Genomic DNA, 23,409 nt, shown 5'->3' with positions numbered 1-23,409 from the left:
CATGACAAACGACCCATTGAATAATAAAGCATGTAAATTAGTATTTCTCGCCATGTTGATGCTGAATATCTATTGCTCTCCAGCTGCGGATCCGGCAGACGAGATTAGTTCAGTAGTTGTAACACCCGTTGAGGTAACAACCACTCAAATTGCTCCACTTTCGGAATATATTGAGCTTACTGCGGTATCGTCTTATCCTCGTAAAAGCTATATCAAGGCAGGGATCAACGGTTATGTGCAGTCTGTTAATGCCAGTGTTGGTCAGCATGTTAGTTCGGGTATGTTGCTTTTTCGTCTGATAACTAAAGAAGCCCGGGCCATCGGTAATGGGATAAATGACCTTGATCCTTCTTTGAAATTTTCTGGCATATCCTCCTTGAGAGCAGATCAAACTGGTTTTGTTACTGTAGTAAACCATCAAACGGGAGACTATGTTCAAGACGGGGAACCAATGGCAGTGATCACCAATCAAAGCAGTTTGATTTTTTTGCTTGATCTCCCCTATGAACTTAATGGGATGATTCAAATGAATAAAAGAGTAAAGATAACTTTACCTGACGGGTTGCAGATCAATGGCACCATTGGCAATACACTGCCCTCGGTTGATTCCCTGGCTCAAACTAAACGCCTGATCATTATTGTGGATGGTAATGCTGTTATTCCAGAAGGCCTGGTTGCAAAAGTTCAACTGGTGAAAAACTTTAAGCCAGCTGCTCAAACGCTTCCAAAATCTACAGTTCTAGCTAACGAAACTGAGGATAAGTTTTGGGTAATGAAGTTGATAAATGATTCGACTGCTATTAAAATACCAGTTATCAAAGGAATATCCTATGGTCAAAGAGTTGAGGTCATTAGTCCGATATTTAATAAAAATGACCGCATCATAGTGGTAGGAAATTATGGTATTCCTGATACAGCAAGGGTCAAAATTGTTAAAGGCTTCAAACCATGAAGAACTTTTTTGTTGCCTATAAAAACCCTTTGCTTATTTTACTGGTGCTATTAGTTGCAGCTGGGGTTTACAGTTTCCAACAATTGAAAACATCACTTTTTCCAGAGATCACTTTTCCAAAAATCAAAATTATAGTCGAAGCGGAATTACAGCCTGTGGATAAAATGGTGCTGACTATTACTCGTCCACTAGAGAATGTCGTGAAGAAAGTTCCGGATCTGAGATTAATACGTAGTACGACTAGCCGTGGAAGCGCAGAAATTTCTGCCTATATGAGTCCTGGTGCAGATATTGATTTAAGCCAGCAACGCATCGAAGCTCAGATCGCAAAAATTAGTGCTAGCTTGCCTACAGGGTTGAACATATCTGTGGAAAAGATGAACCCATCCATACTTCCGGTAAGCGGGTACAGCCTGGAAAGTAAAAGTAAATCTGCAATTGAACTTAAGCAAATTGCCACCACTATTGTCAAGCCTTTCTTATCGCAAGTAGATGGTGTATCCGAAATTAGGATCATCGGTGGTAAGACAAAGGAATATTGGTTGGAACTGGATTTAGCAAACATGATGGCTTTAAAAGTTTCTCCTGAGCAGATAAATACCGCGATTGGTCAAACTAATTTTATCAGATCCAATGGTTATCTTTCGGATTACAGCCACCTTTACTTATCTGTTACTGACGCTACTGTGAAAACAAAGACAGAACTGGAGAACCTGGTTGTTGGCAAAAATAGCAACCGGATACTAACTATCAAAGACATTGCTAATGTTAAGATCAGGGAGGGTTTGGAGTACACCAAAATTAATGCGAACGGAAAAGATGGAATTCTTGTAGCCGTTATCAAGCAACCCAATTCCAATCTGATCGACTTATCGAAAGAGATGTCGACAAAGATTGCGCAGCTGAGAAAAATACTGCCATCCGGGGTAGCTATTAAACCCTATTACCTGCAGGCAGATTTTGTAAATGAATCCATAAAGAGTGTGAGTGACAGCTTGTTAGTTGGGCTTGCATTGGCCATTATTGTGGCGATCATTTTTTTAAGGTCTTTAAAGGCGAGCGCAACCATCCTGATCGTTATCCCAATCACGCTTTGCCTAACGATTATTGTGCTTTATTCAGTAGGATATTCCTTAAATATCATGACCCTCGGAGCAATAGCCGCAGCAATGGGGTTGATTATTGATGATGCTATTGTGGTGGCGGAACAAATCCACCGGACGCACGAAGAGCACCCGGAAGAACCGACGACCAGCCTATTAAAAAAGGCAATTGATTACCTATTTCCCGCAATGCTTGGTAGTTCCATAAGTACCATTGTGATTTTTGTTCCATTTGTACTAATGACTGGGGTGGCAGGTTCCTATTTTCAGGTGATGACCAATACCATGATTATTACCCTAATTTGCTCATTTTTAGTTACCTGGATTGGTCTTCCTGTCGTTTACCTATTACTCACAAAGCACGCAGCTATTGCTTCCCAAACAGGAAAACGACAAGTTCAGCATGTGCAGAATCAATCCTGGGTTGGATATTTTCTTCATCGACCATACATTAGCATTGGTATGATTCTGGTGCTAACTATGTCTATTATTTTAATTTTTCCCAGATTGAAGACAGGCTTTTTACCAGAAATGGATGAAGGTAGTATTGTAATTGATTATAGTAGCCCGCCAGGAACTTCCCTTGAGGAAACGGATAGGATTCTAAAAGAGGTAGAAAATGATATAGTAAAAATCCCTGAAGTACAAGCCTATTCCAGGAGAACAGGAACCCAAATGGGCTTTTTCATCACTGAACCAAATACCGGAGACTACTTGATTCAACTCAAAGTAAAACGAACCAAAACAACAGAACAAGTGATCTCTGAAATTCGTAAAATTATTGAGAGCTCCCAGCCGTCTTTAAAGGTGGATTTTGGGCAGGTGATTGGGGACATGCTTGGAGATTTGATGAGCTCAACGCAGCCCATAGAAGTAAAAGTATTTGGTAATGATGAGTTGAAACTGCAGGAACTATCCAGAAAAATAGCTTCAATTCTTACTGGAATTAAAGGTACTGCAGATGTGTTTGATGGCATTGTGCGCTCAGGACCAACAATGGAAATTCTGCCTGATTTTTCTGCCATGGCCAGGTATGGCATTACACCCGCAAGTTTCCAGTTTCAAGTGCAAACCGCAATGCAAGGTAACGTCACAGGCAACTTATACGATAAATATTTATCTCCCATTAGATTGGTATACCCAGGCAGTTCAAACTTTGAAACCGCAAGTATTCAAAACCTGAAAATTTTTTCGCCCAATGGTAAAGTTATTCCAATAGCAGGGCTTGCTAAAATTATCATGAAGGGTGGGAGTGCGCAAGTACAGCGTGAAAACCTACAGTCCATCGGCGTCATCACCAGTAGGCTGGACAACCGAGATTTAGGAAGTGTGATGAACGATGTGCAGCAACAGATATCAGCTAAAATCAGTCTGCCTCCGGGATATAATATAGAATACGGTGGTGCTTATGGGGAACAGCAGCAATCATTTAAGGAGCTATTAACGATTCTGATTGCTTCAAGTCTACTGGTGTTCAGTGTCATACTATTTTTGTTTAAAGATTTCAGAATTGCACTTTTAATTCTCCTAATATCAGTACTTGGCATATCAGGAAGCTATCTAGCTTTATTTTTCACCGGAACACCGCTGAATGTGGGAAGTTACACTGGCCTGATCATGATTGTGGGAATTATTGCGGAGAATGCCATATTCACCTTCCTGCAGTTCAGGGCTTCATCGCATGATAAGGACGTAGATCAAGCCATTACCTATGCGATCTCCACCAGGCTGAGGCCAAAACTGATGACCGCTCTTGGCGCAATCATCGCGTTGTTCCCGCTCGCCTTAGGAATAGGCGCCGGAGCACAGTTGCACCAACCACTTGCCATCGCAGTAATTGGAGGGTTTGTAGTAGCTATACCATTATTGTTAATTGTGTTGCCTAGTATGATCAACCTTTGGTATAAAACTAATAACATTTCAGCTGCATAAGGCTAAGATTTTGGAGAAATGGGTTTCAATCCTTTAAAGTTAAATTCAGAATTCTTACATTTTTCTTTTGTCCCATTTGGAAGCGGATTAAATCTGTTAAAAGAGTAAAAGAAAATGAAGGTGTTTTAATTGTCAGAAATAAACTTAATACTAAAAATAATTTTATTCATATTAGTGCCACAGAATTTTTATTGCGGTTGAATATCGAAAAACGAAATGATGGAAGCCGAACGGTTAAAAGCCCTTCATAATTATGCTATACTAGATTCCAGCCCTGAAGAGGATTTTGACCGGGTCACTAAACTTGCGTCACTAATTTGCGATATGCCAATTTCGCTGATCTCGCTTATCGACGAAGAAAGACAATGGTTCAAATCAAAACTGGGACTTGAGGTGAAAGAAACGCCTAAAGAACTAGCTTTTTGCCTGTATGCTATCGCCGGTAGCGGCATACTAGAGGTGGAAGATGCCTCAAAAGACGAACGGTTTAAAAACAATATTTTAGTGACCGGTCGCCCTGATATCCGGTTTTATGCCGGGTGCCCATTAATTGATGATAATGGTTATGCTTTAGGGACCCTATGCGTAATCGACCGAAAACCCAGGTCGCTGAACACAAATCAAAAAGAAGCGTTAGCTATATTGGCAAAAGAAGTTATAACGCTAATTATCGAACGTAGAAAAAAACAAGAGCTCAAACACTTTGACCGCTTATTTACTTTATCGGATGACCTCATCTGCATTTCAGACGCCGAGGGCTGCTTTAAAAAAATAAATCCTGCTTTTGAAAAAGTTTTGGGCTGGGACAAAGCTTTTCTCTTATCAACCTGCTTAATAAACCTCGTTCACTTAGATGATCGACAAACTGTCGAAAATGATCTACATCAATTTGCTGATGGAAATGACCAGATTTTTCCAGTTTATGGGGTTAGGACAAAGTCGGGAGCATATAAAACTATACAATGGAGAATAACCCTGGACAAATCCAACGGTGAGTTATTTTGTATTGGGCGCGATATTTCTTTAGAAAAGTTAAGGGAGCAGCAACTGAAAGATAGTGAAAACAAACTTCGGGTGTTTTTTGAGAATTCTCAAGGTTTAATGTGTACTCATGATCTAGACGGTAATTTTTTATCTGTTAACAGTGCCGGGGCGGCGATATTAGGTTACAGTACAGAAGAGCTTTTAAAGCTTAATCTTGTCGATATCGTCCCTGAAAATCTTCAAACTCAATTAAAATCCTACTTATCTGAAATTATAGAACAAGGCTATTCTAAAGGTCAAATGTTGACCAAGCATAAGGACGGATCAACCATGATATGGTTATTCAATAACATTCTTGAAAATAAGGTTTATGTTATCGGAAATGCTATAGATATTACCCAGCGGCATTTTCTTGAAAAAAAACTGGAACACCTAAAGGAAATATTGGAACAAACCAATAAAGTGGCAAGGGTTGGTGGATGGGAGTTTGATGTTCAATCGCAGAAAATAAGATGGACTTCGATAACCAAGGATATTCACGGGGTGGAATTGAACTATCAACCAGAACTTGCATCGAGCATTAATTTTTATAAAGAGGGGAAAAGCCGAGATACCGTTACCAAGGTGCTGAATAAAGCAATTAGTGAAGGTGTCAGTTGGGATGAAGAATTACAATTGATAGACGCGAATGGTAAAGAGATTTGGGTACGAGCGATTGGTAATGCGGAATTTATGGATGGTATTTGTAAACGGCTGTTCGGAACGTTTCAAAATATAGATGATTATAAGCTTCTTCAACTTTCTTTACAAGCATCGATTGCTACAAAGGAAGAATTGAATAATATGCTTAAGGAAAAGATCGCAATTGTTGAGCTACAGGATCAAACCATCCAAAAAATACAAGAGTTCAAGTTTCTAGCAAATTCAATTCCGCTGATTATATGGACATCTCAACCTGATGGACATATAGATTATTACAATCAACATTGGTTTGACTATACAGGAATGACTTTAGAACAAACTCAAGGTTGGGGATGGGAACGGGTGTTGCACCCGGAAGATTTGAATGATTGTGTTAAGGCCTGGACAGAATCTCTCGAAACAGGAAATCCATATAATGTCGAATATCGATTCAAAAGGGCTTCAGATGGTTTCTATCGTTGGCACTTAGGCCGTGCACATCCGATGAAAAATGAAAAGGGTGAGGTGATAAAATGGTTTGGCTCCTGCACCGATATTGACGAATACAAAAGAGCTCTTGATTTGGAACGTAAGATCGGCCATTTTGAAGATTATAATCTAATAGTCGCACACAATCTCCGGGGTCCCGCGGGAAGTATGGGTATGATAATCACCATGCTCGAAACCACAGATATAGAAACCGAACGGGTAGAATTGTTGTCGATGTTAAAGCAATCAAGTTTAAGCCTCAACCAAACGCTTGAGGAACTCATGCAGGTTTTAGAAATAAGATTAAATAAGGATATCTCTTTCGAGGAATGCGACTCAGCTACTATATTGAAAGGTGTAGAAAACATGCTGAAAGGTGAAATCTTTTTAAAAGGAGCAGTTATTTCGCACTATTTTGAGAGTGCAAAGATTAGCTATCCTAAGATTTATTTGGAAAGCATTTTTTACAATATGATTAGCAATTCACTGAAGTATGCAAGGCCAGATGTGCCGCCTGAAATTACTATTACGTCCAAAATGAGTCATGGCCGCACCGAGCTAACCTTTATGGATAATGGCCTCGGTATAGATTTAAAAAGGCATGGGAACAATATGTTTAAATTAAATAAAGTATTTCACCGGGGGTTTGATAGTAAAGGGGTTGGGCTGTTTATGACGAAGAATCAAATAGAAACATTTGGAGGTAACATAACAGTTAAAAGCGAGCCAAACGTTGGGACAGAGTTTAAAATTATTTTATGATTAAGAAGATCGCTTTAGTTAGTGTTATTGATGATGACAGGTTTTTTCAGTTTTCAACCAGAAAGATTGTAGAGGCTACCAATTTGGTAGAAAATTTAATTGAATTTTCTGATGGGGAAGTTGCTATTCAATACTTTTTAGCGCATAAGGATGAAGAAGCGATGTTGCCGGATCTCGTGTTTCTGGACTTAAATATGCCCTACATGGATGGATGGCAATTTCTGGACGAATTCACCACTAATACCTTTAAGAAGGAATTGATTACAATCTACATTTCCACTTCTTCCGACAGTAAATATGACCGTGATAAATTTCTAACTTATCCCAAATTAAAAGGATATCTGATCAAGCCCATATCAAAGTCACAGTTCCAGGAAGTTTTGGAGACTGAGTTGAGATTATCATAAGCGACTTTATATCAGGAAGAACAGTTCATTTAACAATTCATTCAATATTACTCTTTTTTAGTCCGCCTTTTAGAACTAAAGTGCCTAATAAGCCTGCTAGTATGGAAGCGATCAGAATCCCGTATTTAGCCTGGTTTACAAATTCTGGATTTTTGAAGGCCAGTCCACTAATGAACAATGACATGGTAAAACCGATTCCTCCAAGCAAGGCAACACCTGTGATGTGCCTCCAATTGGCGCCTTCTGGCAGGATACCCATTCCTGTTTTTACCATTAGCCAAGTGAAAAACAGGATACCAATAAATTTACCCAGTACTAACCCTGCCGTAACGCCGATGGAAACCGGGTTGATCACTGAGGTCAGGAAATCAGAACCAATCACGATTCCGGAATTGGCTAAGGCAAACAGGGGCATAATGCCAAAAGCCACCCAGGGGTGAAGCGCATGCTCAATCTTTTGTAAAGGAGTTTCGGCCTCCATGCTCAATTTTTTTACGTGCTGTATCGTTTTGTGCTGTTGTGGTGTTGTTAGCGTGCTATTGCTTGGTATTTCTTTTTCGAATTCATCGGTAAGTTTTTTGAGATTACTCGAATATACAACTTCGTTAATTTTGGTGACTGCAGGAATGGTAAAAGCAACCAGAACACCCGCAATCGTGGCGTGTACTCCTGAGAGCAGGAAACCAATCCATACTCCGAATCCAATTATTAAATAGAACATGCTGCTTCTTATTCCTAGGCGATTTCCTACAATCAATACCAGCAGAAAAGCTCCGGCAATGCCCAAAGCAGTAAAATTAACATCAGCAGTGTAAAAAAATGCAATCACCAGTACTGCGCCCAGGTCATCAGCTACGGCAAGGGCAGACAGAAATACTTTTATGGAAGAGGGGATATGCCTGCCAGCCACAGAGAGTAAAGCCAGTGCAAAAGCAATGTCAGTGGCCATGGGAATACCCCAGCCATGATCGGCATCGGTGCCCTTATTAATTACAAAGTAAATCAGCGCTGGAACGATCATCCCGCCAAAGGCCGCACTCATTGGTAACGATGCTTTTTTGAAGGAGGAGAGCTCGCCATTCATAAATTCTCTTTTGAGCTCTAGTCCGATTACAAAAAAGAAAATTGCCATCAGCCCATCGTTAATCCAGATGTGCAGAGGATGACTAAGCACATTAGTATTAAAGCCTATAGAGAAGTTAATCTCCCAAATGTGATGGTACATTTCACGCCAGGCAGAATTGGCCCAGATGATGGCGGCAATGACACTAATCAGCAAAACAATTCCACTGGTGTACTCTAAATGTATGAACCTGCTTACCGGGGCGATGATTTTTTCTATCGGGGATTTTTTGTTCATTGGTATCGGACTTTGTTCAGGTAATAAATTTAAGAAAATAGGTAGGTAATCCACCAAGCATTTTTATTCTTACGCTGATAGCAAATATAACTTAAAAGAGGAGCGTAAATGCCCTTTGGTAACTTCAAAATTTAGATTGTAAAATCTGTAAGTCTGATACTCCAAATTTCTGACGGAATAGTATAACTTTTTCCCAAAATCATGTAAAATATCCGCCCTGCTAAAGCCTACTTTTGTATAAGATAAATACAAGAGAGATGACATCATCAGAAAATATAGAAACCCTGTCGCTACCCGTTTTGGGGATGTCATGCGCAGCCTGCGCAGTCAGCGTAGAAAGCATAATCGGTTCACAACCCGGCGTAGACAGGGCAGAAGTAAACTACGCGACCCAGTCCCTGAAAGTTTCTTACCACCCTGACCAGGTTCTTCCATCTGCTTTTCAAAAAGCCGTTCAGGCCATAGGCTATGATCTTATACTAGACACAGAGAGCGGGAAAGAAAAACAGGAAGAAGTACAGCGCAGCAATTACCAGGCATTGAAAGCCCGAATGATAGCAGCAGCGTTGTTGACACTGCCTATTGTTGTAATAGGGATGTTTTTTATGAATATCCCCAATGCAAACTATTATATGTGGGGACTGACCACCCCTGTATTGTTTGTGTTTGGAAATAACTTTTTTATCGGTGCCTTTAAACAGGCCCGTCATGGTAGAGCAAACATGGATACGCTGGTTGCCTTAAGCACAGGTATTGCCTACCTGTTCAGCGTATTTAATACATTAAATCCCGAATTCTGGCATCTCAGGGGGCTGCATTCACATGTTTATTTTGAAGCTGCTGCAGTTGTGATTGTTTTTATCATGCTCGGAAAGCTACTAGAAGAACGGGCGAAGTCCAACACTTCGTCTGCCATTAAAAAATTGATAGGGTTGCAACCTAAGACAGTACTTATCGTTACCGAAAGCGGCGAAAAAGAGACGCCTCTTTCTGATGTGCATATCGGCGATAAAATCATGGTGCGTTCGGGTGAAAAAATACCCGTAGACGGGGAGGTTTACCAGGGCAGTTCGTATGTTGATGAAAGTATGATTTCCGGCGAGCCTGTGGCAGTAGCCAAAAATAAGGGCGACAAAGTTTTTGCGGGAACGATCAATCAAAAAGGTAGCTTTCGTTTTATCGCCGAGAAAGTAGGCGGGGAAACCATGCTAGCGCAGATCATCCAAATGGTTCAGGATGCGCAGGGATCTAAGGCTCCAGTGCAGAAACTGGTGGATAAGATCGCCGGGATATTTGTGCCTGTGGTCATCGGCATTGCCCTGCTCACCTTATTGATCTGGGTGCTGACTGGCGGTGAGAATGCTTTTACGCAGGGAATGATCGCAATGGTAACCGTACTGGTAATCGCCTGTCCTTGTGCACTGGGTCTGGCCACACCTACCGCAATCATGGTTGGTATTGGCAAGGGCGCAGAAAGCGGCATTCTGATCAAAGACGCAGAAGCATTGGAACTGGGTTATAAAGTCAATGCCGTTGTTCTAGATAAAACAGGAACCCTAACTAAAGGCAAACCCGAAGTAACGGATCTGATCTGGCAACAGGGATTAAAACAGGACAAGCAAAAACTTTCGAAAATATTTTTTGCCTTGGAGCAGCAATCCGAACATCCCCTTGCAGAAGCCATTACCCGTTACCTGAAACAAGAAAATGGTAGTTCTGCGGAGCTAACCATGTTTGAAAGCCTGACTGGAAAAGGCGTGCAGGCAGTTTACGAAGGACAGACCTATCGGGCGGGAAGCCATAAGATATTAACGGATCAGCAGATCGATGTTCCCGGGGATTTAAAGCAACAGGTACTTGCCCTGCAAGAACAGGCAAAGACGGTCATCTATTTTACTGATCAAACCAATGTACTGGCTATTGTGGCGATAACAGACCAGATCAAAGAAAATTCTGCAAATGCTGTAAATGAATTAAAAAGCCAGGGAATAGTAGTTTATATGCTTACCGGAGATAATCAACAGACGGCTGCTGCGGTAGCTGCCCAAGCTGGTATCACTAATTTCAAGGCTGAGGTACTTCCAACAGATAAGGCAGAATTTGTAAAGCAACTACAATTGCAAGGTAAGGTTGTAGCTATGATCGGTGATGGTATCAACGACAGCCAGGCATTGGCACAGGCCGACGTTTCCATTGCTATGGGTAAAGGGTCCGATATCGCCATTGACGTAGCCAAAATCACATTGGTGTCTTCCGACCTGATGCAGGTGCCCAAAGCCCTGCGCTTATCCAAGCTAACGGTTCGAACCATCCGTCAAAACTTGTTCTGGGCATTCATTTATAACCTGATCGGTATTCCAATTGCTGCTGGTATTTTGTATCCAATAAACGGGTTCTTATTAAACCCAATGATTGCCGGAGCGGCAATGGCCTTAAGCTCGGTATCAGTGGTTAGTAACAGTCTCCGTCTTAAATTTTCTCAATTATTATCAAATTAAATAATAACAAATCATGGAAACACTAAAATTCAAAACAAATATCAAATGCGGCGGATGTATAGCTGCCGTTACCCCTCATTTAAATAAGCTTTCTGATATCGAAAAATGGGAAGTTGATACGCAAAATCCGGATAAGATATTGACCGTTGAGGGCACAGCAGGAATAGATGAGCAGAAAGTGATCGATACACTTGCAAAAGCTGGTTACAAAGCAGAAAAAGTCTAATCAGAACAAAATTGGATTTCACCTGTTGTTAAGCCATCTAGAATGATGAGGAAACCTTGCAAAAAATTAATCCCCCTGGCTTTTTTTTTATTTTAACTTGATTTTAAACAATGTTATTACATATAAAAAATATGGTTTGCGACCGGTGTATTACTGTTGTACGCCAACAATTGGAACACCTCGATATGCAGGTCTCCGAGATTTCTCTAGGCACAGCACTTGTAGATCCGGAACCTTCGGAAAACAAACTGAGTGAAATTGCTGCTTCCCTTAAGGTACTCGGTTTTGAACTGATTGATAAAGACAAGGATAAGCTTATTGAGCGTATCCGCAACATCATTATTGAATTGGTGCATCATTCAGATCTACCAGAACACGTTATCTTTAGCCAGGTTCTGTCAGAGCGGCTTAATAAAGATTATAGCTATCTAAGTAGGTTATTTTCCGACAAGGAGGATCTTACCATTGAAAAGTTCATCATTCAGCAAAAAATTGAAAAAGTAAAAGAACTGCTTCAATACGGTGAACTAAATCTGAACGAAATTGCCTGGAAAATGGGATATAGCAGCAGTTCCCATCTATCCAACCAGTTTAAGGCAGTTACCGGCCAGTCGCCCAGAGAATTTAAAGCATTAGAGAATAACAGTCGTAAACCACTTGACAAAGTATAAAACTATTTATAAACAAAAGATTATGTCACATCAAAGATTTCAAGATTGCATTGATGCCTGTGTAGCATGTGCAGTAGCCTGTAGCCACTGTGCTACCGAATGTTTAAAAGAAGAAAATGTAAAAATGATGGTCCGATGTATTCAATTAGACCTGGAATGTGCGGCGATCTGCCGCTCAGCTACAGAACTCATGAGTTTGGGAAGCGAATACAGTGCTCATTTGTGCAGAGTTTGCGCTGATGTTTGTAGCGCTTGCGCTGAAGAATGTGAAAAGCATGGACAAATGGGCATCCAACATTGCAAAGAATGTGCTGAAGCTTGCCGTAAATGTGCTGAGGCCTGTGAGCAAATAGCAACAGCCGCCTAAATAAGCTGGAAAATTCTAGTCTACTGGTTTCGGGTAGGCATGAATTTTGTATGTTTTTTACAAAATTATGTAAGTTTTGGAACAGGCATTCGGCTATATTTAGATATTAGAATGTAATTAAAAATAATAGTTTACTTTTATCTCAAATGAAAATCCGTAGATCCACACAGTTTAAAGCTGCATTTTTAACTACAGTGTTCCTTTTGAATACCCTAGTTGGATTTGCTTGTGCTGTTGGTGTCAACATGGGGTTTAATTCTGATCATCACCAGGAAGATAATGGAACTTTTGATAGCCACCATGCACATAAGCATATGGAGCCTCATAGGCATGATAAAGCTACATCCGATCATCATTCTTCCAAAGGATCGAAAGACGATTGCTGTAAAGATGAAGTGGCTAGAATCACAAATGCTGAAAAAGTGGCCCAGCGCAATTTCGACTACAGTTTGCTAACCATTTCTGTTTTTAATCTGCCAGTTACGACATATCCTATAGGCGGGTTAAAAAGATTTCCGGTAAACACTCCTAATGTGTATTTCGTCCGGCACTTCCGAGCACCCGTCCCAGATGTACGTATAGCCATTCAAAGTTTTCAGATTTGATTTAGAGTTTTAAGTTTGATCGGGTAGGTGACTATTCGGAATAATAATTATTTAACTTTTAAAATCAATATTATGAAAAAGATATTTTTAATGGTTGCTATCATGGCGACTGCCTTTACACAAATCGGATTTGCACAACAAGTTCAAGGATCTGCCTTGCTTCCCTTATATTACAATGTCAAAGATGCCTTAGTAGGCGGAAACGCAAAGCTTGCCGCCTCGAAAGCCGGAGAGCTGGTAAAAGCCCTTAACGGCGCAGATACCAAGACACTGAGTGCTACTAACCGCGACAAACTGCTTGAACATGCAGGAAAGATTGCCGGAAGCAAAGATCTTAATAGTCAGCGTGAACATTTTGCCGGTCTTTCGACTGCCATGATCGTCCTTGCTAAAGGATCAAAACTATCCACCGAACCTGTTTATCAAATGTATTGCCCCATGAAAAAGAGCAATTGGCTAAGCAGTGAGAAAGTAGTTAAAAACCCGTATTACGGCAGCTCTATGCTGACTTGCGGGAAGGTAGTAGAAACTATAAAGTAATTCTTGCCATTTCAAGAGCCCTAAGTATTTCGCTTAGGGCTTTAATAAATTCTACAAGTATTAATTAATTTAATATTTTAAAAAAAACAATATGAAACTCACAATATTGAGCATGGCTGTGTCCATTCTTTTATTCACAGCCTGCAATAACGGTTCAAAGACAACCAATAATTCCGTTGGCGGAATTGATAGCGCTAAAACTGAGGTTGCGCATACTGAAGCAGGCATTAGCACAGCTTCGACCAAAGAAGTTATCTCTGCATACCTACAATTAAAAAATGCATTAGCTAACGACAACGATAAGGATGCCGCAGAAAGTGGGAATAACCTGGTGAAGGCAATAGGTAATGTAGATCAAGCTTCCTTGACCGCTCAGCAATCCAAAGTATTTAAGGATATTTCTGATGATGCCAAAGAACACGCGGAACATATCGGTTCCAATGCCGGAAATATAAATCACCAGCGGGAGCATTTCGAAATGCTCAGCCCGGAGATTTATGAATTGGTTAAGGCCGGAGACAAAACTGGCCAAAAGCTTTATTATGTTAACTGCCCGATGTACAATGGTGGTAAAGGGGGTAATTGGATTAGTGAAACTAAGGATATACAAAACCCTTATTTGGGTAAAGCAATGCTTAACTGTGGAAGTGTTAAAGAAGAATTGAACTAAGTCATGAGCTGGGTAACAAAGGGATTTATGTTTCTGTTACTGGTTCTTATTACTATACAGTTCATTCAGCCCACACGCAATAAAAGCAGGCAGGCGTCCCGAATGGATATAACGAGGGTTTTCCCCGTTCCAGAAAAGATAAATGGAATATTGAAAAATTCCTGTTATGACTGCCACAGTAACAATACCCGATATCCCTGGTATGCCATGTTACAGCCGGGAGGCTGGCTTTTGGCCTCACACATTAAAAAAGGAAAACAAGAACTGAATTTTAATGAGTTTGGCAGTTACTCTAGGCGTATACAGCAAAGCAAACTAAAATCAATTGGTAACAGCATTAAAGATGAAACTATGCCATTAAGCTCGTACACATTAATCCACAGGAGTGCAAAACTCTCCCAAACTGAACGAGACCTAGTAACCAATTGGGTGGAACAAATGAGATACAGTCTTTTATAAAATAAATAAAATGAAAAAACTAATATTATATATCTTATTCATGGGTCTCTATGTGTTCGCTTCTGCACAGCATGAGGGTCATAAAATGCCTGGCCAAGCGAAGCAGCAACCTGTAACCTACACCTGTCCAATGCATCCGGAAATTCATGCTTCCAAACCTGGTAACTGTCCTAAATGCGGAATGAAACTGGTGAAGGAAACTCCTAAGCCATCCCCCATCAAGCATGATGGTATGGACATGCCAATGAAAGAAAAGTCTAAAAAGACGGACAACATGGAGGGGATGCAGATGGGAGATGACAATCCAACGATGGAAAATATCAAAAAGGCAAAAACAAATTTAGGTCCGATCAAAACCATTACAAGTAGTGCAGCGCCTCGTACTGTTCGTTACGATCTTTACATAGCCGATACGACTGTGACTTATGGAAATAAATCAAAACGGGCAATTGCCGTAAATGGGCAAATTCCAATGCCTACACTAACCTTTACCGAAGGCGACACGGCGTTAATTTATGTACACAATAACCTCGATGAAGAAACGTCCTTGCACTGGCATGGATTATTTTTACCAAACAGGATGGATGGTGTTCCATTTCTTACGCAGATGCCAATAAAGCCACACAGTACCTACATCTATAAGTTTCCTATCGTTCAGCATGGAACACACTGGTACCACAGTCATAGTGGGTTGCAGGAACAGATTGGAATGTACGGTGCTTTCATTATGAATAAAAGAAAGGAATGGGACATACCAACCATCCCAATAGTATTAAGTGAATGGACCGACATGAAACCTGAAGAAGTTCACCGAAGTCTAAAGAATGCGACAGATTGGTTCGCTATACAAAAGGGTACTACCCAAAGTTATGCCGAAGCGATCAAAACAGGTCATTTCAAAACTAAAGTTAATAATGAGTGGAAGCGCATGAATGCTATGGATGTGAGTGATGTCTTCTATGATGCATTTCTGATTAATGGTAAAAACCAAAACGAGCAGCCACAATTTAAAGCTGGCGATAAGGTAAGATTGCGTATAGCTAATGGTGGCGCGTCGGATTATTTCTGGTTGAAATATGCTGGCGGTAAGATCACCGTGGTAGCTACAGACGGAAATGATGTGGAACCGGTAGAAGTAGACAGGTTGATCATAGCTGTATCCGAAACCTACGATGTGGTGGTGACTATTCCTGAAAATAAAAGCTACGAATTCTTGGTAACTCCCGAAGACCGTACTAAATCTGCTTCTTTATGGTTAGGGAAGGGAGAAAAGGTGCCGGCCGGGAAGATGCCTAAGTTGAAATACTTTGCCGGGATGAAAATGATGAATGAGATGATGGATATGCAGGGCAATATGATTGAGATGGAAGGCATGAAAATGCAGAATCAGATCATGGATATGAACACGGTCATGTACCCTGAGATAACAGGCTCGAAAAACACAAAAGCTGACAACAAAAAAACCGATATGCCTGGCATGCAAATGCCTAATGATAAAAGCATGGCGGGAATGAATATGGCTGCCGAAAGCACGGATATTATAACCCTTAATTACAATATGCTCCGTGACCCCAAGAAAACTACGCTGCCTAAAGGACCCTGGAAAGAATTAAAATTCGACCTGACGGGAAATATGAACCGCTATGTTTGGACTCTGGACAATAAGACCGTTTCCGAAAGCGACAATATCCTCATCAAAAAGGGGGAGAATGTAAGGATTATCATGTTCAACAATAGCATGATGCGCCATCCAATGCACCTGCATGGGCACGATTTTAGGGTACTCAACGAGCAAGGCGAAAACGCACCTATGAAAAATGTGCTTGACATCATGCCGATGGAACGGGATACTATTGAATTCGCCGCTAATGAAGCGGGTGGCGATTGGTTCTTCCATTGCCATATTTTGTACCATATGATGAGTGGCATGGGCAGGGTTTTTAGTTATGAGAACGCCCTTGTTGATAAAACTGATATTACCGACCCTAAAGTTGCTAAGCGCGGATTAAATTCTGATGACAGGGCATATCATCCAATGGCCACAGTTGGGCTGGAAAGTAACGGAAGCGATGGTGAATTTATGCTGGCCAATACCCGCTACCGCTTTTCCACAGAGTGGAGAGTTGGCTTAAAGGCAGATCATGGCACTGAAAGCGAAACCTATTTTGGCCGGTACATCGGCAGGATGCAATGGCTGTTTCCCTTTATTGGTTTTGATTATCACTACAACAGTATAAACAATGGAAGAGAAAACAATTTATTCGGTCAGCTCAGTAACCAAAAGAACCGGAAGGCTGCTGTGATAGGGGTTCAGTACATACTCCCAATGCTCGTAAATGCCGAAGTTAGGCTTGATAGCAAAGGCAAATTACGTTTTCAGCTTAAGCGAGAGGATGTTCCCTTGACCAGCCGGTTACGAATGAACTTTATGGCCAATACCGATAGGGAGTATATGGGAGGATTGAGATATATTGTTACCAAATACTTCTCTTTCTCAACGCATTACGATAGTGATATGGGTTATGGGGCAGGGGTTACAATCACTTATTAAACTTACAGTTTAAATGTTGGTCCTTTTTCTGCAAGTATATGACTAAGATCACTACCTAACACAATGGCTGTCACATGGCAATACCTATGATTTAGGATCTTTGATTGAATAAAAAAAGAAATCATGAAAAAAATAAACTATCTACTTATCCTAACACTGGCACTTTCTACCAAATATGGGGACGGTACACAAAAACTATAAGCTCCATGCGTGTGCCGCCCATTGTTTAGCGATAAAGGAAAAGGCTAAAAAAATAAAATAAGCGAATTCATTTAGCGCTAAAGTACTTCATCATATGATCGAAAAACTCATTTCTGTATCACTTCGAAACCGTTTTGTGGTATTGCTAATATCCGGAGTATTGTTTGCCTGGGGTATTTACAGCATCAAGCAAAATCCAATTGATGCTATACCCGACCTAAGCGAAAATCAGGTAATAGTTTTTACTGAATGGATGGGTCGCAGTCCGCAGGTAATCGAAGATCAGGTAACTTATCCGCTAGTTTCCAATTTGCAAGGCATTCCCAAGATCAAAAATATAAGGGCAACCTCCATGTTCGGGATGAGCTTTGTGTACATTATTTTTAATGATGACGTAGATGTTTACTGGGCAAGAACAAGGGTATTGGAAAGACTTAATTATGCCCAGCGGCTTTTACCGCAAGGAATAACCCCTTCTCTAGGGCCAGACGGAACTGGTGTAGGACATATATTCTGGTACACGCTTAAAGCTAAAGATATGGATTTGGGCGAGCAGCGGGCTTTGCAGGATTGGTACATCAAATTTGCCCTGCAAACCGTAAATGGCGTTGCCGAAGTTGCCTCGTTTGGCGGTTTTGAAAAGCAATACCAACTCGTGGTTGACCCGATCAAACTACAGTATTACAAGGTTTCATTAATGGATGTAATGAATAAGGTAAAAGCCAACAATAATGATGTTGGTGGTAGGAAATTTGAGATGGCCGATATGGCATACATTATCCGTGGATTGGGGTATGTAAAGAGTAAAGAAGATCTGGAAAGTATTGCGATAACAAATAATAATGGCATCCCCGTAAGGGTAAAAGACATAGCCCGTGTACAAATGGGTGGCGATTTACGGTTAGGGATATTTGACCGGAACGGCGAAGGAGAAGCAGTGGGCGGAATTGTAGTGATGCGTTACGGTGAAAATGCCAATAACGTGATACAGGCTGTCAAACAAAAAATAAAAGAAGTACAGAAAGGTTTGCCCGAAGGCGTAACTTTTCATTATGATTATGACCGGAGTGTACTAATTGAGGAGGCCATTGAATCTGTAAGAGGAACGTTGATCGAAGAGTTGATCACCGTATCTATTGTGGTCATTCTTTTTCTTTTTCACTGGCGTAGTGCCTTAATCATTCTTATCCAACTTCCTATTTCTGTAGCAATCGGGTTTATATTATTACAGGCATTCGGTATTTCTTCCAACATCATGTCGCTTACTGGTATAGCGCTGGCCATAGGAGTAGTAGTGGACGACAGCATTGTGATGGTTGAAAATTCGTACCGGCATATTTCTGATGCGCAGGAAGCCGCAGATGCTGCTCTCCCCGAAGACAAAAACATAGACAGCAAATGACAAAGAGAAAAATGATATGGGTTTACTTTAAAGATTTGTTCATCAGTAAAAAAGACCCGCTTACCTCCGCAGATAAGCTAGTAATTATCGAACGTTCCTCTAAGCAGGTTGGGCCGGGCGTGTTTTTTTCTACTATTATTGTAGTTGCTTCCTTTCTGCCGGTTTTTCTATTGACGGGTATGGAAGGCAAATTATTTAGCCCATTAGCCTGGACAAAAACATTCATTTTACTGGTAGATGCCTTTTTAGCCATCACACTAACCCCCGTGTTAATTTCATTTATATTAAAAGGCAGGCTTCGACCAGATGCAAAAAATCCGGTGACTAGGTTACTTGAGAAAATTTACCGGCCCGCTTTAGAGTTTTGCCTTAACTGGCGAAAAACTATTATCGCAGTTAATATTGTTGCACTGGCTGCGGGAGTATTTATGATGACTAAAATTGGCTCAGAATTTATGCCTCCATTGGATGAAGGCTCCATTCTTTTTATGCCGATCACCATGCCGGATGTTTCTAACAGTGAGATAAAGCGACTATTGCAACTCCAGGATAGGCTTATCAAAACCGTGCCCGAAGTACATAATGTTTTAGGTAAAGCAGGCAGGGCGTATACCGCTACCGACAATTCGCCGATCAGCATGGTGGAAACTATTATCATGCTTAAACCTAAAAGCGAATGGCGAAAAGGTTTTACAAAGAATAAAATCATTAACGAACTCAACGCCAAACTACAGATACCCGGTGTTACCAATGGCTGGACGCAGCCCATTATCAACCGTATCAACATGCTTTCTACCGGTATCCGTACCGATGTCGGTTTAAAAGTATACGGGCAAAACCTGGACACTATTTATGCCTTTTCCCAAAAATTAAAAAAAGCATTGGTAGGAATACCCGGCGTAAAAGATTTGTACGTAGAACCGATAACAGGTGGAAAATACATTGATATTATTATAAAACGTGAGGAGATAGGTCGATACGGTTTAAGTGTGGATGATGTAAATGCAGTAGTTGAAATTGCCTTGGGCGGTATGCAATTAACCACAACGGTTGAAGGACGACGACGTTTTTCTGTGAATGCACGATTTGGTCAAGATTTTAGAAATAATATTCAGGATTTAAAGCGGCTACAGGTGCAAACGATGGGTTTCGGCCCTGTTCCTTTAGAAGCTGTTGCCGATGTAAAAATTACCAACGGGCCGCCAATGATCAATTCTGAAAATGCTTTGCTTCGGGGCACCGTTTTATTCAACGTCCGCGACAGAGATTTGGGCAGCACCGTTACCGAAGCCCAGCAGAAATTGAATACGATGCTGAAGCAGATGCCGAAAGGATATTTTATCGATTGGAGCGGTCAATGGGAAAATCAGATAAGGGCAAACAAGACCTTGAAAATTGTAATACCCATTGTTTTGGTTATCATTTTTATGGTTTTGTATTTTACCTATCACTCCGTGAAAGAAGCTTTAATAAGTATGATTACCGTTCCTTTCGCATTAATCGGCGGTGTTTATATGGTCTATTTCTACGGCGTAAATTTATCTGTAGCGGTAGCGGTCGGTTTTATCGCACTATTTGGTATGGCTATAGAGACGGTGATGATACTAACCATTTACTTAAACGAAGCAATGCAGAAATTAGTAAAAGACAAAGGCAACTCCAAGGAAACTATTGAACCCGAAGATATACGGAATTATATTATTGAGGGGGCTACTAAACGATTACGTCCAGTGGTAATGACCGTTTCTGTATCCCTGTTTGGCCTTATTCCCATATTATGGGCAACAGGTACCGGGAGCGATGTAATGCTTCCGATTACTATTCCATTGATAGGGGGGACATTAACCGCCATTGTTTATGTATTGTTTGTAACGCCGGTAGTTTTTGAAATGGTAAAAGAACATGAATTAAAACACAAAGGCAAAATTAAACTCATCGATGTTAAAGAATAAAATTGTCATATTCCTTTTTGCAGTAACTACCGCTTCTGCCGGTAATGCGCAGACCCTGAAACTGGATGCTATTATTGACAGCATCACACATTCGCATCCTGTTGTAAAGATGTACAACAATGAAATCCGTTCAATGGATGAAGCCGCCAAGGGTGCAAAAAGCTGGATGCCGCCAGAGGTAACCACCGGATTATGGATGGTTCCATACAACACCAGGCTTTGGAAAAAAGGAGATATGGGAGGCACCGGGATGGGACAGTATATGATAGGTGGACAGCAAATGCTTCCTAACAGAAAGAAGCAAAATGCTGATGCGGCTTATATGGAAGCCATGTCATCCGTAGAAAAAGAAAATAAAAACGCCTCATTAAACGATTTGGTAAATAATGCCAAAGAGTTTTATTACGACTGGATCATCCTGAAAAAGAAATTAGATATCGTTAATAAAAACGAAAAGCTTTTAGATTTCATGATTAAAAACGCAGAGATACGGTATAAAAACGGGATGGAGAAAATGAGTGCCTATTACAAAGCCAAAGCGGCCTTAGGCAATATCAATAACATGCAGCTGATGTTTAAAAACGAAATCAAATCTAATCGCATCCGTATTAATGCTTTGATGGGTAGAAATGCGATGATCGATTTTGATATTGATACAAGCTACGTTCTGAAAGATTATTCCGACTTAGTGTTCGACAGTACACTATTTAATGCCAATCGAAGCGATCTGAAAGCCATAGACCGCAATATCAATGTTAACTTACTAAAGCAGGAAACCGAGAAGCAAAGTTTGAAGCCTCAGTTCGCCATTCGGTACGAGCACATGTTTGGTTTCGGGGGTTTACCTATGCAATATTCTTTAATGGGAATGGTGAAGCTGCCCATGGCCGGGTGGTCAGCTAAAATGAACAAAGCAAATATTGAAAGCCTTAAATGGAAAGCCAGCGCAATGCAAGCTCAAAAAGAAATGATGCTGAACGAATACAGTGGTATGGCTTACGGAATGCGTACTGAATTTGAACTAAAGAAAAATCAGATAAAACTGTATGAACAAAATATAATTCCGGCCTTGCGTAAAAATTACCAAAGCATGCAGTTGGGCTATGGGCAAAATACCGAAGAACTGTTTATGCTTTTTGATGCCTGGGAAACGCTTAACATGACACAACTGGAGTACATGAATCAGGTACAGCAATTATTGCAAATGCAGGCGCAGCTTGATCAACTCATCGAAAACCGAAACCCATAATGAGGCGAAAGCAAAAACATATTGTAAATAAGATGTCTATCGTCAGAATATACACACACCAGGTAATACTTTCCCTGCTACTATTAGTTGCCGTTTTTTTTAGTGCATGTAGCGAAAAGAAAGTAACAAACCACTCGCAGCATGAAGACACCAAACAGGATACCGTTGCGCATTCACAACATGAACACAATGAAGAGGCTGGTATTGAAGTTTACACCTGTTCAATGCATCCTCAAATTATACGCGACCAGCCTGGCAAATGCCCCATTTGCAGTATGGATTTGGTAAAGAAAACCACCGGCGATAAGAAAATTTCAGGTATAAATCTCACGACCCTCTTAAAACCTACCGATCGTTTTGTTATTTCAACAATTCCTGTGATAACACTGAAAAGAAGCACTGAGGATATGGAGATAGAGGCTTTAGGGTCTGTAGCGTACGACACCCGGCAGGTGGGTGCTATTTCTGCAAGGGTATCTGGCCGTATAGAAAAGCTTTATGTCCGCTTTCGTTATCAAAAAGTAAATGCCGGTCAAAAAATAATGGATCTTTATAGTCCAGAATTATTGACCGCACAGCAAAATTTGTTGTTTCTTTTAAGCAATGATGCAGGCAATACCAGTTTTATAAAGACAGCAAAAGAAAAATTAGTATTACTAGGGATGAGCAGCCAGCAACTGAGGCAGGTAATTAAAACTCAAAAACCATCCTTTACTGTAGCTGTCTACAGTAAATACAGCGGACACATCCATGAAACTTCCGGCATGACTAACCAAAAAAATAGCCCTGCCGGAATGAATGATGCGAGTGGCGTTACAGAAGAACTGTCGTTAAAAGAAGGCATGTACATTAAAAAAGGACAAAGCATTTTTTCTGTTTATAACCCTACCCTGGTATGGGCATTGATAAACATCTATGCGGAAAATCAAAGTTCGGTAAAGAAAGGCGACAATGTGAGGATAGTTGCAGAAACAGCCCCTGATAAGCCCTTCAGCGGAAAGATCAATTTTATTGAGCCTTTCTTCCGAAACGGAAGTAAAACGCTTTCGGTCAGGGTATATTTTGACAATTCTAAGCTAAATATTCCGATAGGAAGTCAGGTGAAAGCAACCATTCTTAGTGGTTCACACACTGCTGATTGGCTGCCTACCGAATCCATTGTATCTCTGGGATTGAATAAAGTGGTTTTTGTAAGAGCAAGTACCGGATTTATGCCCCACATGGTAAAAACTGGATTAGCTGTTAAGCAAAAAACAGAAATATTGAGCGGATTAGCGGTCACAGACAGTGTGGCCAAAAACGGAGCATACTTAATGGATAGTGAAAGTTTTATTAAGGTTAATTAGCA

18 protein-coding genes are annotated in these 23,409 nt (G+C 40.7%); 17 read left to right on the top strand and 1 reads right to left on the bottom strand.

The features are described 5' to 3' along the window. Nucleotide 1: 1 nt before the first annotated feature. From ACHFIZ_RS05260 to ACHFIZ_RS05245, 4 genes are all read left to right on the top strand, one after another. Entirely contained in the window at nucleotides 2-952 is a 951-nt protein-coding gene (locus ACHFIZ_RS05260) for an efflux RND transporter periplasmic adaptor subunit (protein ID WP_410883575.1), read from the top strand. Continuing rightward, nucleotides 949-3,987, top strand: coding sequence for an efflux RND transporter permease subunit (locus ACHFIZ_RS05255; protein ID WP_410883573.1), 3,039 nt, complete (start codon nucleotides 949-951; stop codon nucleotides 3,985-3,987). Before ACHFIZ_RS05260 ends, ACHFIZ_RS05255 begins: the two co-directional genes overlap by 4 nt. A 216-nt stretch (nucleotides 3,988-4,203) precedes the next feature. Next, a complete protein-coding gene (locus ACHFIZ_RS05250; protein ID WP_410883571.1) occupies nucleotides 4,204-6,903 on the top strand; it encodes a PAS domain S-box protein in 2,700 nt (899 codons plus the stop codon). Further along, the gene (locus tag ACHFIZ_RS05245; protein ID WP_410883569.1) at nucleotides 6,900-7,310 is read left to right on the top strand and encodes a response regulator; all 411 of its coding nucleotides are present in this window, start codon (nucleotides 6,900-6,902) and stop codon (nucleotides 7,308-7,310) included. The genes ACHFIZ_RS05250 and ACHFIZ_RS05245 overlap by 4 nt, the downstream gene beginning before the upstream one ends. A 37-nt stretch (nucleotides 7,311-7,347) precedes the next feature. Here ACHFIZ_RS05245 and nhaA read toward each other — a convergent pair whose 3' ends face one another. Next, nucleotides 7,348-8,670 (bottom strand): Na+/H+ antiporter NhaA, encoded by a 1,323-nt coding sequence (gene nhaA / locus ACHFIZ_RS05240; RefSeq protein WP_410883567.1) that lies wholly within the window; start codon nucleotides 8,668-8,670, stop codon nucleotides 7,348-7,350. A gap of 257 nt (nucleotides 8,671-8,927) precedes the next feature. Here nhaA and ACHFIZ_RS05235 point away from each other — a divergent pair, with 257 nt between their 5' ends. The 13 genes from ACHFIZ_RS05235 to ACHFIZ_RS05175 all read left to right on the top strand — a co-directional run bounded on the left by ACHFIZ_RS05235 (nucleotide 8,928) and on the right by ACHFIZ_RS05175 (nucleotide 23,407). After that, a complete protein-coding gene (locus tag ACHFIZ_RS05235) occupies nucleotides 8,928-11,168 on the top strand; it encodes a heavy metal translocating P-type ATPase (RefSeq protein WP_410883565.1) in 2,241 nt (746 codons plus the stop codon). Nucleotides 11,169-11,181: 13 nt separating this feature from the next. Beyond that, a complete protein-coding gene (locus tag ACHFIZ_RS05230) occupies nucleotides 11,182-11,394 on the top strand; it encodes a heavy-metal-associated domain-containing protein (protein ID WP_410883563.1) in 213 nt (70 codons plus the stop codon). A gap of 110 nt (nucleotides 11,395-11,504) precedes the next feature. Then, a complete protein-coding gene (locus ACHFIZ_RS05225; RefSeq protein ID WP_410883561.1) occupies nucleotides 11,505-12,065 on the top strand; it encodes a helix-turn-helix domain-containing protein in 561 nt (186 codons plus the stop codon). 22 nt (nucleotides 12,066-12,087) lie between these two features. Further along, nucleotides 12,088-12,432 carry a four-helix bundle copper-binding protein gene (locus ACHFIZ_RS05220; RefSeq protein ID WP_410883559.1) on the top strand — a complete coding sequence of 115 codons (345 nt, stop codon included), beginning with the start codon at nucleotides 12,088-12,090 and terminating at the stop codon, nucleotides 12,430-12,432. A gap of 146 nt (nucleotides 12,433-12,578) precedes the next feature. After that, complete coding sequence (locus ACHFIZ_RS05215; protein WP_410883557.1) at nucleotides 12,579-13,037, top strand: hypothetical protein; 459 nt, start codon at nucleotides 12,579-12,581, stop codon at nucleotides 13,035-13,037. Nucleotides 13,038-13,109: 72 nt separating this feature from the next. Continuing rightward, nucleotides 13,110-13,577, top strand: coding sequence for a DUF3347 domain-containing protein (locus ACHFIZ_RS05210; protein WP_410883555.1), 468 nt, complete (start codon nucleotides 13,110-13,112; stop codon nucleotides 13,575-13,577). Nucleotides 13,578-13,668: 91 nt separating this feature from the next. Next, on the top strand, nucleotides 13,669-14,247 hold the full coding sequence (locus tag ACHFIZ_RS05205; RefSeq protein WP_410883553.1) for a DUF3347 domain-containing protein: 579 nt from the start codon (nucleotides 13,669-13,671) through the stop codon (nucleotides 14,245-14,247). A 3-nt stretch (nucleotides 14,248-14,250) separates the two neighbouring features. Continuing rightward, nucleotides 14,251-14,706: a heme-binding domain-containing protein gene (locus ACHFIZ_RS05200; protein ID WP_410883551.1), complete on the top strand. Its 456-nt coding sequence runs from the start codon at nucleotides 14,251-14,253 to the stop codon at nucleotides 14,704-14,706. Between the two features lie 10 nt (nucleotides 14,707-14,716). Continuing rightward, complete coding sequence (locus ACHFIZ_RS05195) at nucleotides 14,717-17,257, top strand: multicopper oxidase domain-containing protein (protein WP_410883549.1); 2,541 nt, start codon at nucleotides 14,717-14,719, stop codon at nucleotides 17,255-17,257. 295 nt (nucleotides 17,258-17,552) lie between these two features. Beyond that, nucleotides 17,553-18,860 carry an efflux RND transporter permease subunit gene (locus tag ACHFIZ_RS05190; protein ID WP_410883547.1) on the top strand — a complete coding sequence of 436 codons (1,308 nt, stop codon included), beginning with the start codon at nucleotides 17,553-17,555 and terminating at the stop codon, nucleotides 18,858-18,860. Then, entirely contained in the window at nucleotides 18,857-20,812 is a 1,956-nt protein-coding gene (locus ACHFIZ_RS05185) for an efflux RND transporter permease subunit (protein WP_410883545.1), read from the top strand. The genes ACHFIZ_RS05190 and ACHFIZ_RS05185 overlap by 4 nt, the downstream gene beginning before the upstream one ends. Then, the gene (locus ACHFIZ_RS05180) at nucleotides 20,799-22,061 is read left to right on the top strand and encodes a TolC family protein (protein WP_410883543.1); all 1,263 of its coding nucleotides are present in this window, start codon (nucleotides 20,799-20,801) and stop codon (nucleotides 22,059-22,061) included. The genes ACHFIZ_RS05185 and ACHFIZ_RS05180 overlap by 14 nt, the downstream gene beginning before the upstream one ends. Beyond that, nucleotides 22,061-23,407, top strand: coding sequence for an efflux RND transporter periplasmic adaptor subunit (locus tag ACHFIZ_RS05175; protein WP_410883541.1), 1,347 nt, complete (start codon nucleotides 22,061-22,063; stop codon nucleotides 23,405-23,407). The genes ACHFIZ_RS05180 and ACHFIZ_RS05175 overlap by 1 nt, the downstream gene beginning before the upstream one ends. Nucleotides 23,408-23,409 lie beyond the last annotated feature (2 nt).

This window comes from Pedobacter sp. JCM 36344, from assembly GCF_046546555.1.
Taxonomy (GTDB): domain Bacteria; phylum Bacteroidota; class Bacteroidia; order Sphingobacteriales; family Sphingobacteriaceae; genus Pedobacter.
This window is presented reverse-complemented; position numbering and strand designations above follow the sequence as displayed.

Excerpts from the sequence above, each read along its gene's own strand:
- ACHFIZ_RS05260 (WP_410883575.1), top strand. The coding sequence starts at position 2 with ATGACAAACGACCCATTGAATAATAAAGCATGTAAATTAGTATTTCTC.
- ACHFIZ_RS05255 (WP_410883573.1), top strand. The coding sequence starts at position 949 with ATGAAGAACTTTTTTGTTGCCTATAAAAACCCTTTGCTTATTTTACTG.
- ACHFIZ_RS05250 (WP_410883571.1), top strand. The coding sequence starts at position 4,204 with ATGATGGAAGCCGAACGGTTAAAAGCCCTTCATAATTATGCTATACTA.
- ACHFIZ_RS05245 (WP_410883569.1), top strand. The coding sequence starts at position 6,900 with ATGATTAAGAAGATCGCTTTAGTTAGTGTTATTGATGATGACAGGTTT.
- nhaA (WP_410883567.1), bottom strand. The coding sequence starts at position 8,670 with ATGAACAAAAAATCCCCGATAGAAAAAATCATCGCCCCGGTAAGCAGG.
- ACHFIZ_RS05235 (WP_410883565.1), top strand. The coding sequence starts at position 8,928 with ATGACATCATCAGAAAATATAGAAACCCTGTCGCTACCCGTTTTGGGG.
- ACHFIZ_RS05230 (WP_410883563.1), top strand. The coding sequence starts at position 11,182 with ATGGAAACACTAAAATTCAAAACAAATATCAAATGCGGCGGATGTATA.
- ACHFIZ_RS05225 (WP_410883561.1), top strand. The coding sequence starts at position 11,505 with ATGTTATTACATATAAAAAATATGGTTTGCGACCGGTGTATTACTGTT.
- ACHFIZ_RS05220 (WP_410883559.1), top strand. The coding sequence starts at position 12,088 with ATGTCACATCAAAGATTTCAAGATTGCATTGATGCCTGTGTAGCATGT.
- ACHFIZ_RS05215 (WP_410883557.1), top strand. The coding sequence starts at position 12,579 with ATGAAAATCCGTAGATCCACACAGTTTAAAGCTGCATTTTTAACTACA.
- ACHFIZ_RS05210 (WP_410883555.1), top strand. The coding sequence starts at position 13,110 with ATGAAAAAGATATTTTTAATGGTTGCTATCATGGCGACTGCCTTTACA.
- ACHFIZ_RS05205 (WP_410883553.1), top strand. The coding sequence starts at position 13,669 with ATGAAACTCACAATATTGAGCATGGCTGTGTCCATTCTTTTATTCACA.
- ACHFIZ_RS05200 (WP_410883551.1), top strand. The coding sequence starts at position 14,251 with ATGAGCTGGGTAACAAAGGGATTTATGTTTCTGTTACTGGTTCTTATT.
- ACHFIZ_RS05195 (WP_410883549.1), top strand. The coding sequence starts at position 14,717 with ATGAAAAAACTAATATTATATATCTTATTCATGGGTCTCTATGTGTTC.
- ACHFIZ_RS05190 (WP_410883547.1), top strand. The coding sequence starts at position 17,553 with ATGATCGAAAAACTCATTTCTGTATCACTTCGAAACCGTTTTGTGGTA.
- ACHFIZ_RS05185 (WP_410883545.1), top strand. The coding sequence starts at position 18,857 with ATGACAAAGAGAAAAATGATATGGGTTTACTTTAAAGATTTGTTCATC.
- ACHFIZ_RS05180 (WP_410883543.1), top strand. The coding sequence starts at position 20,799 with ATGTTAAAGAATAAAATTGTCATATTCCTTTTTGCAGTAACTACCGCT.
- ACHFIZ_RS05175 (WP_410883541.1), top strand. The coding sequence starts at position 22,061 with ATGAGGCGAAAGCAAAAACATATTGTAAATAAGATGTCTATCGTCAGA.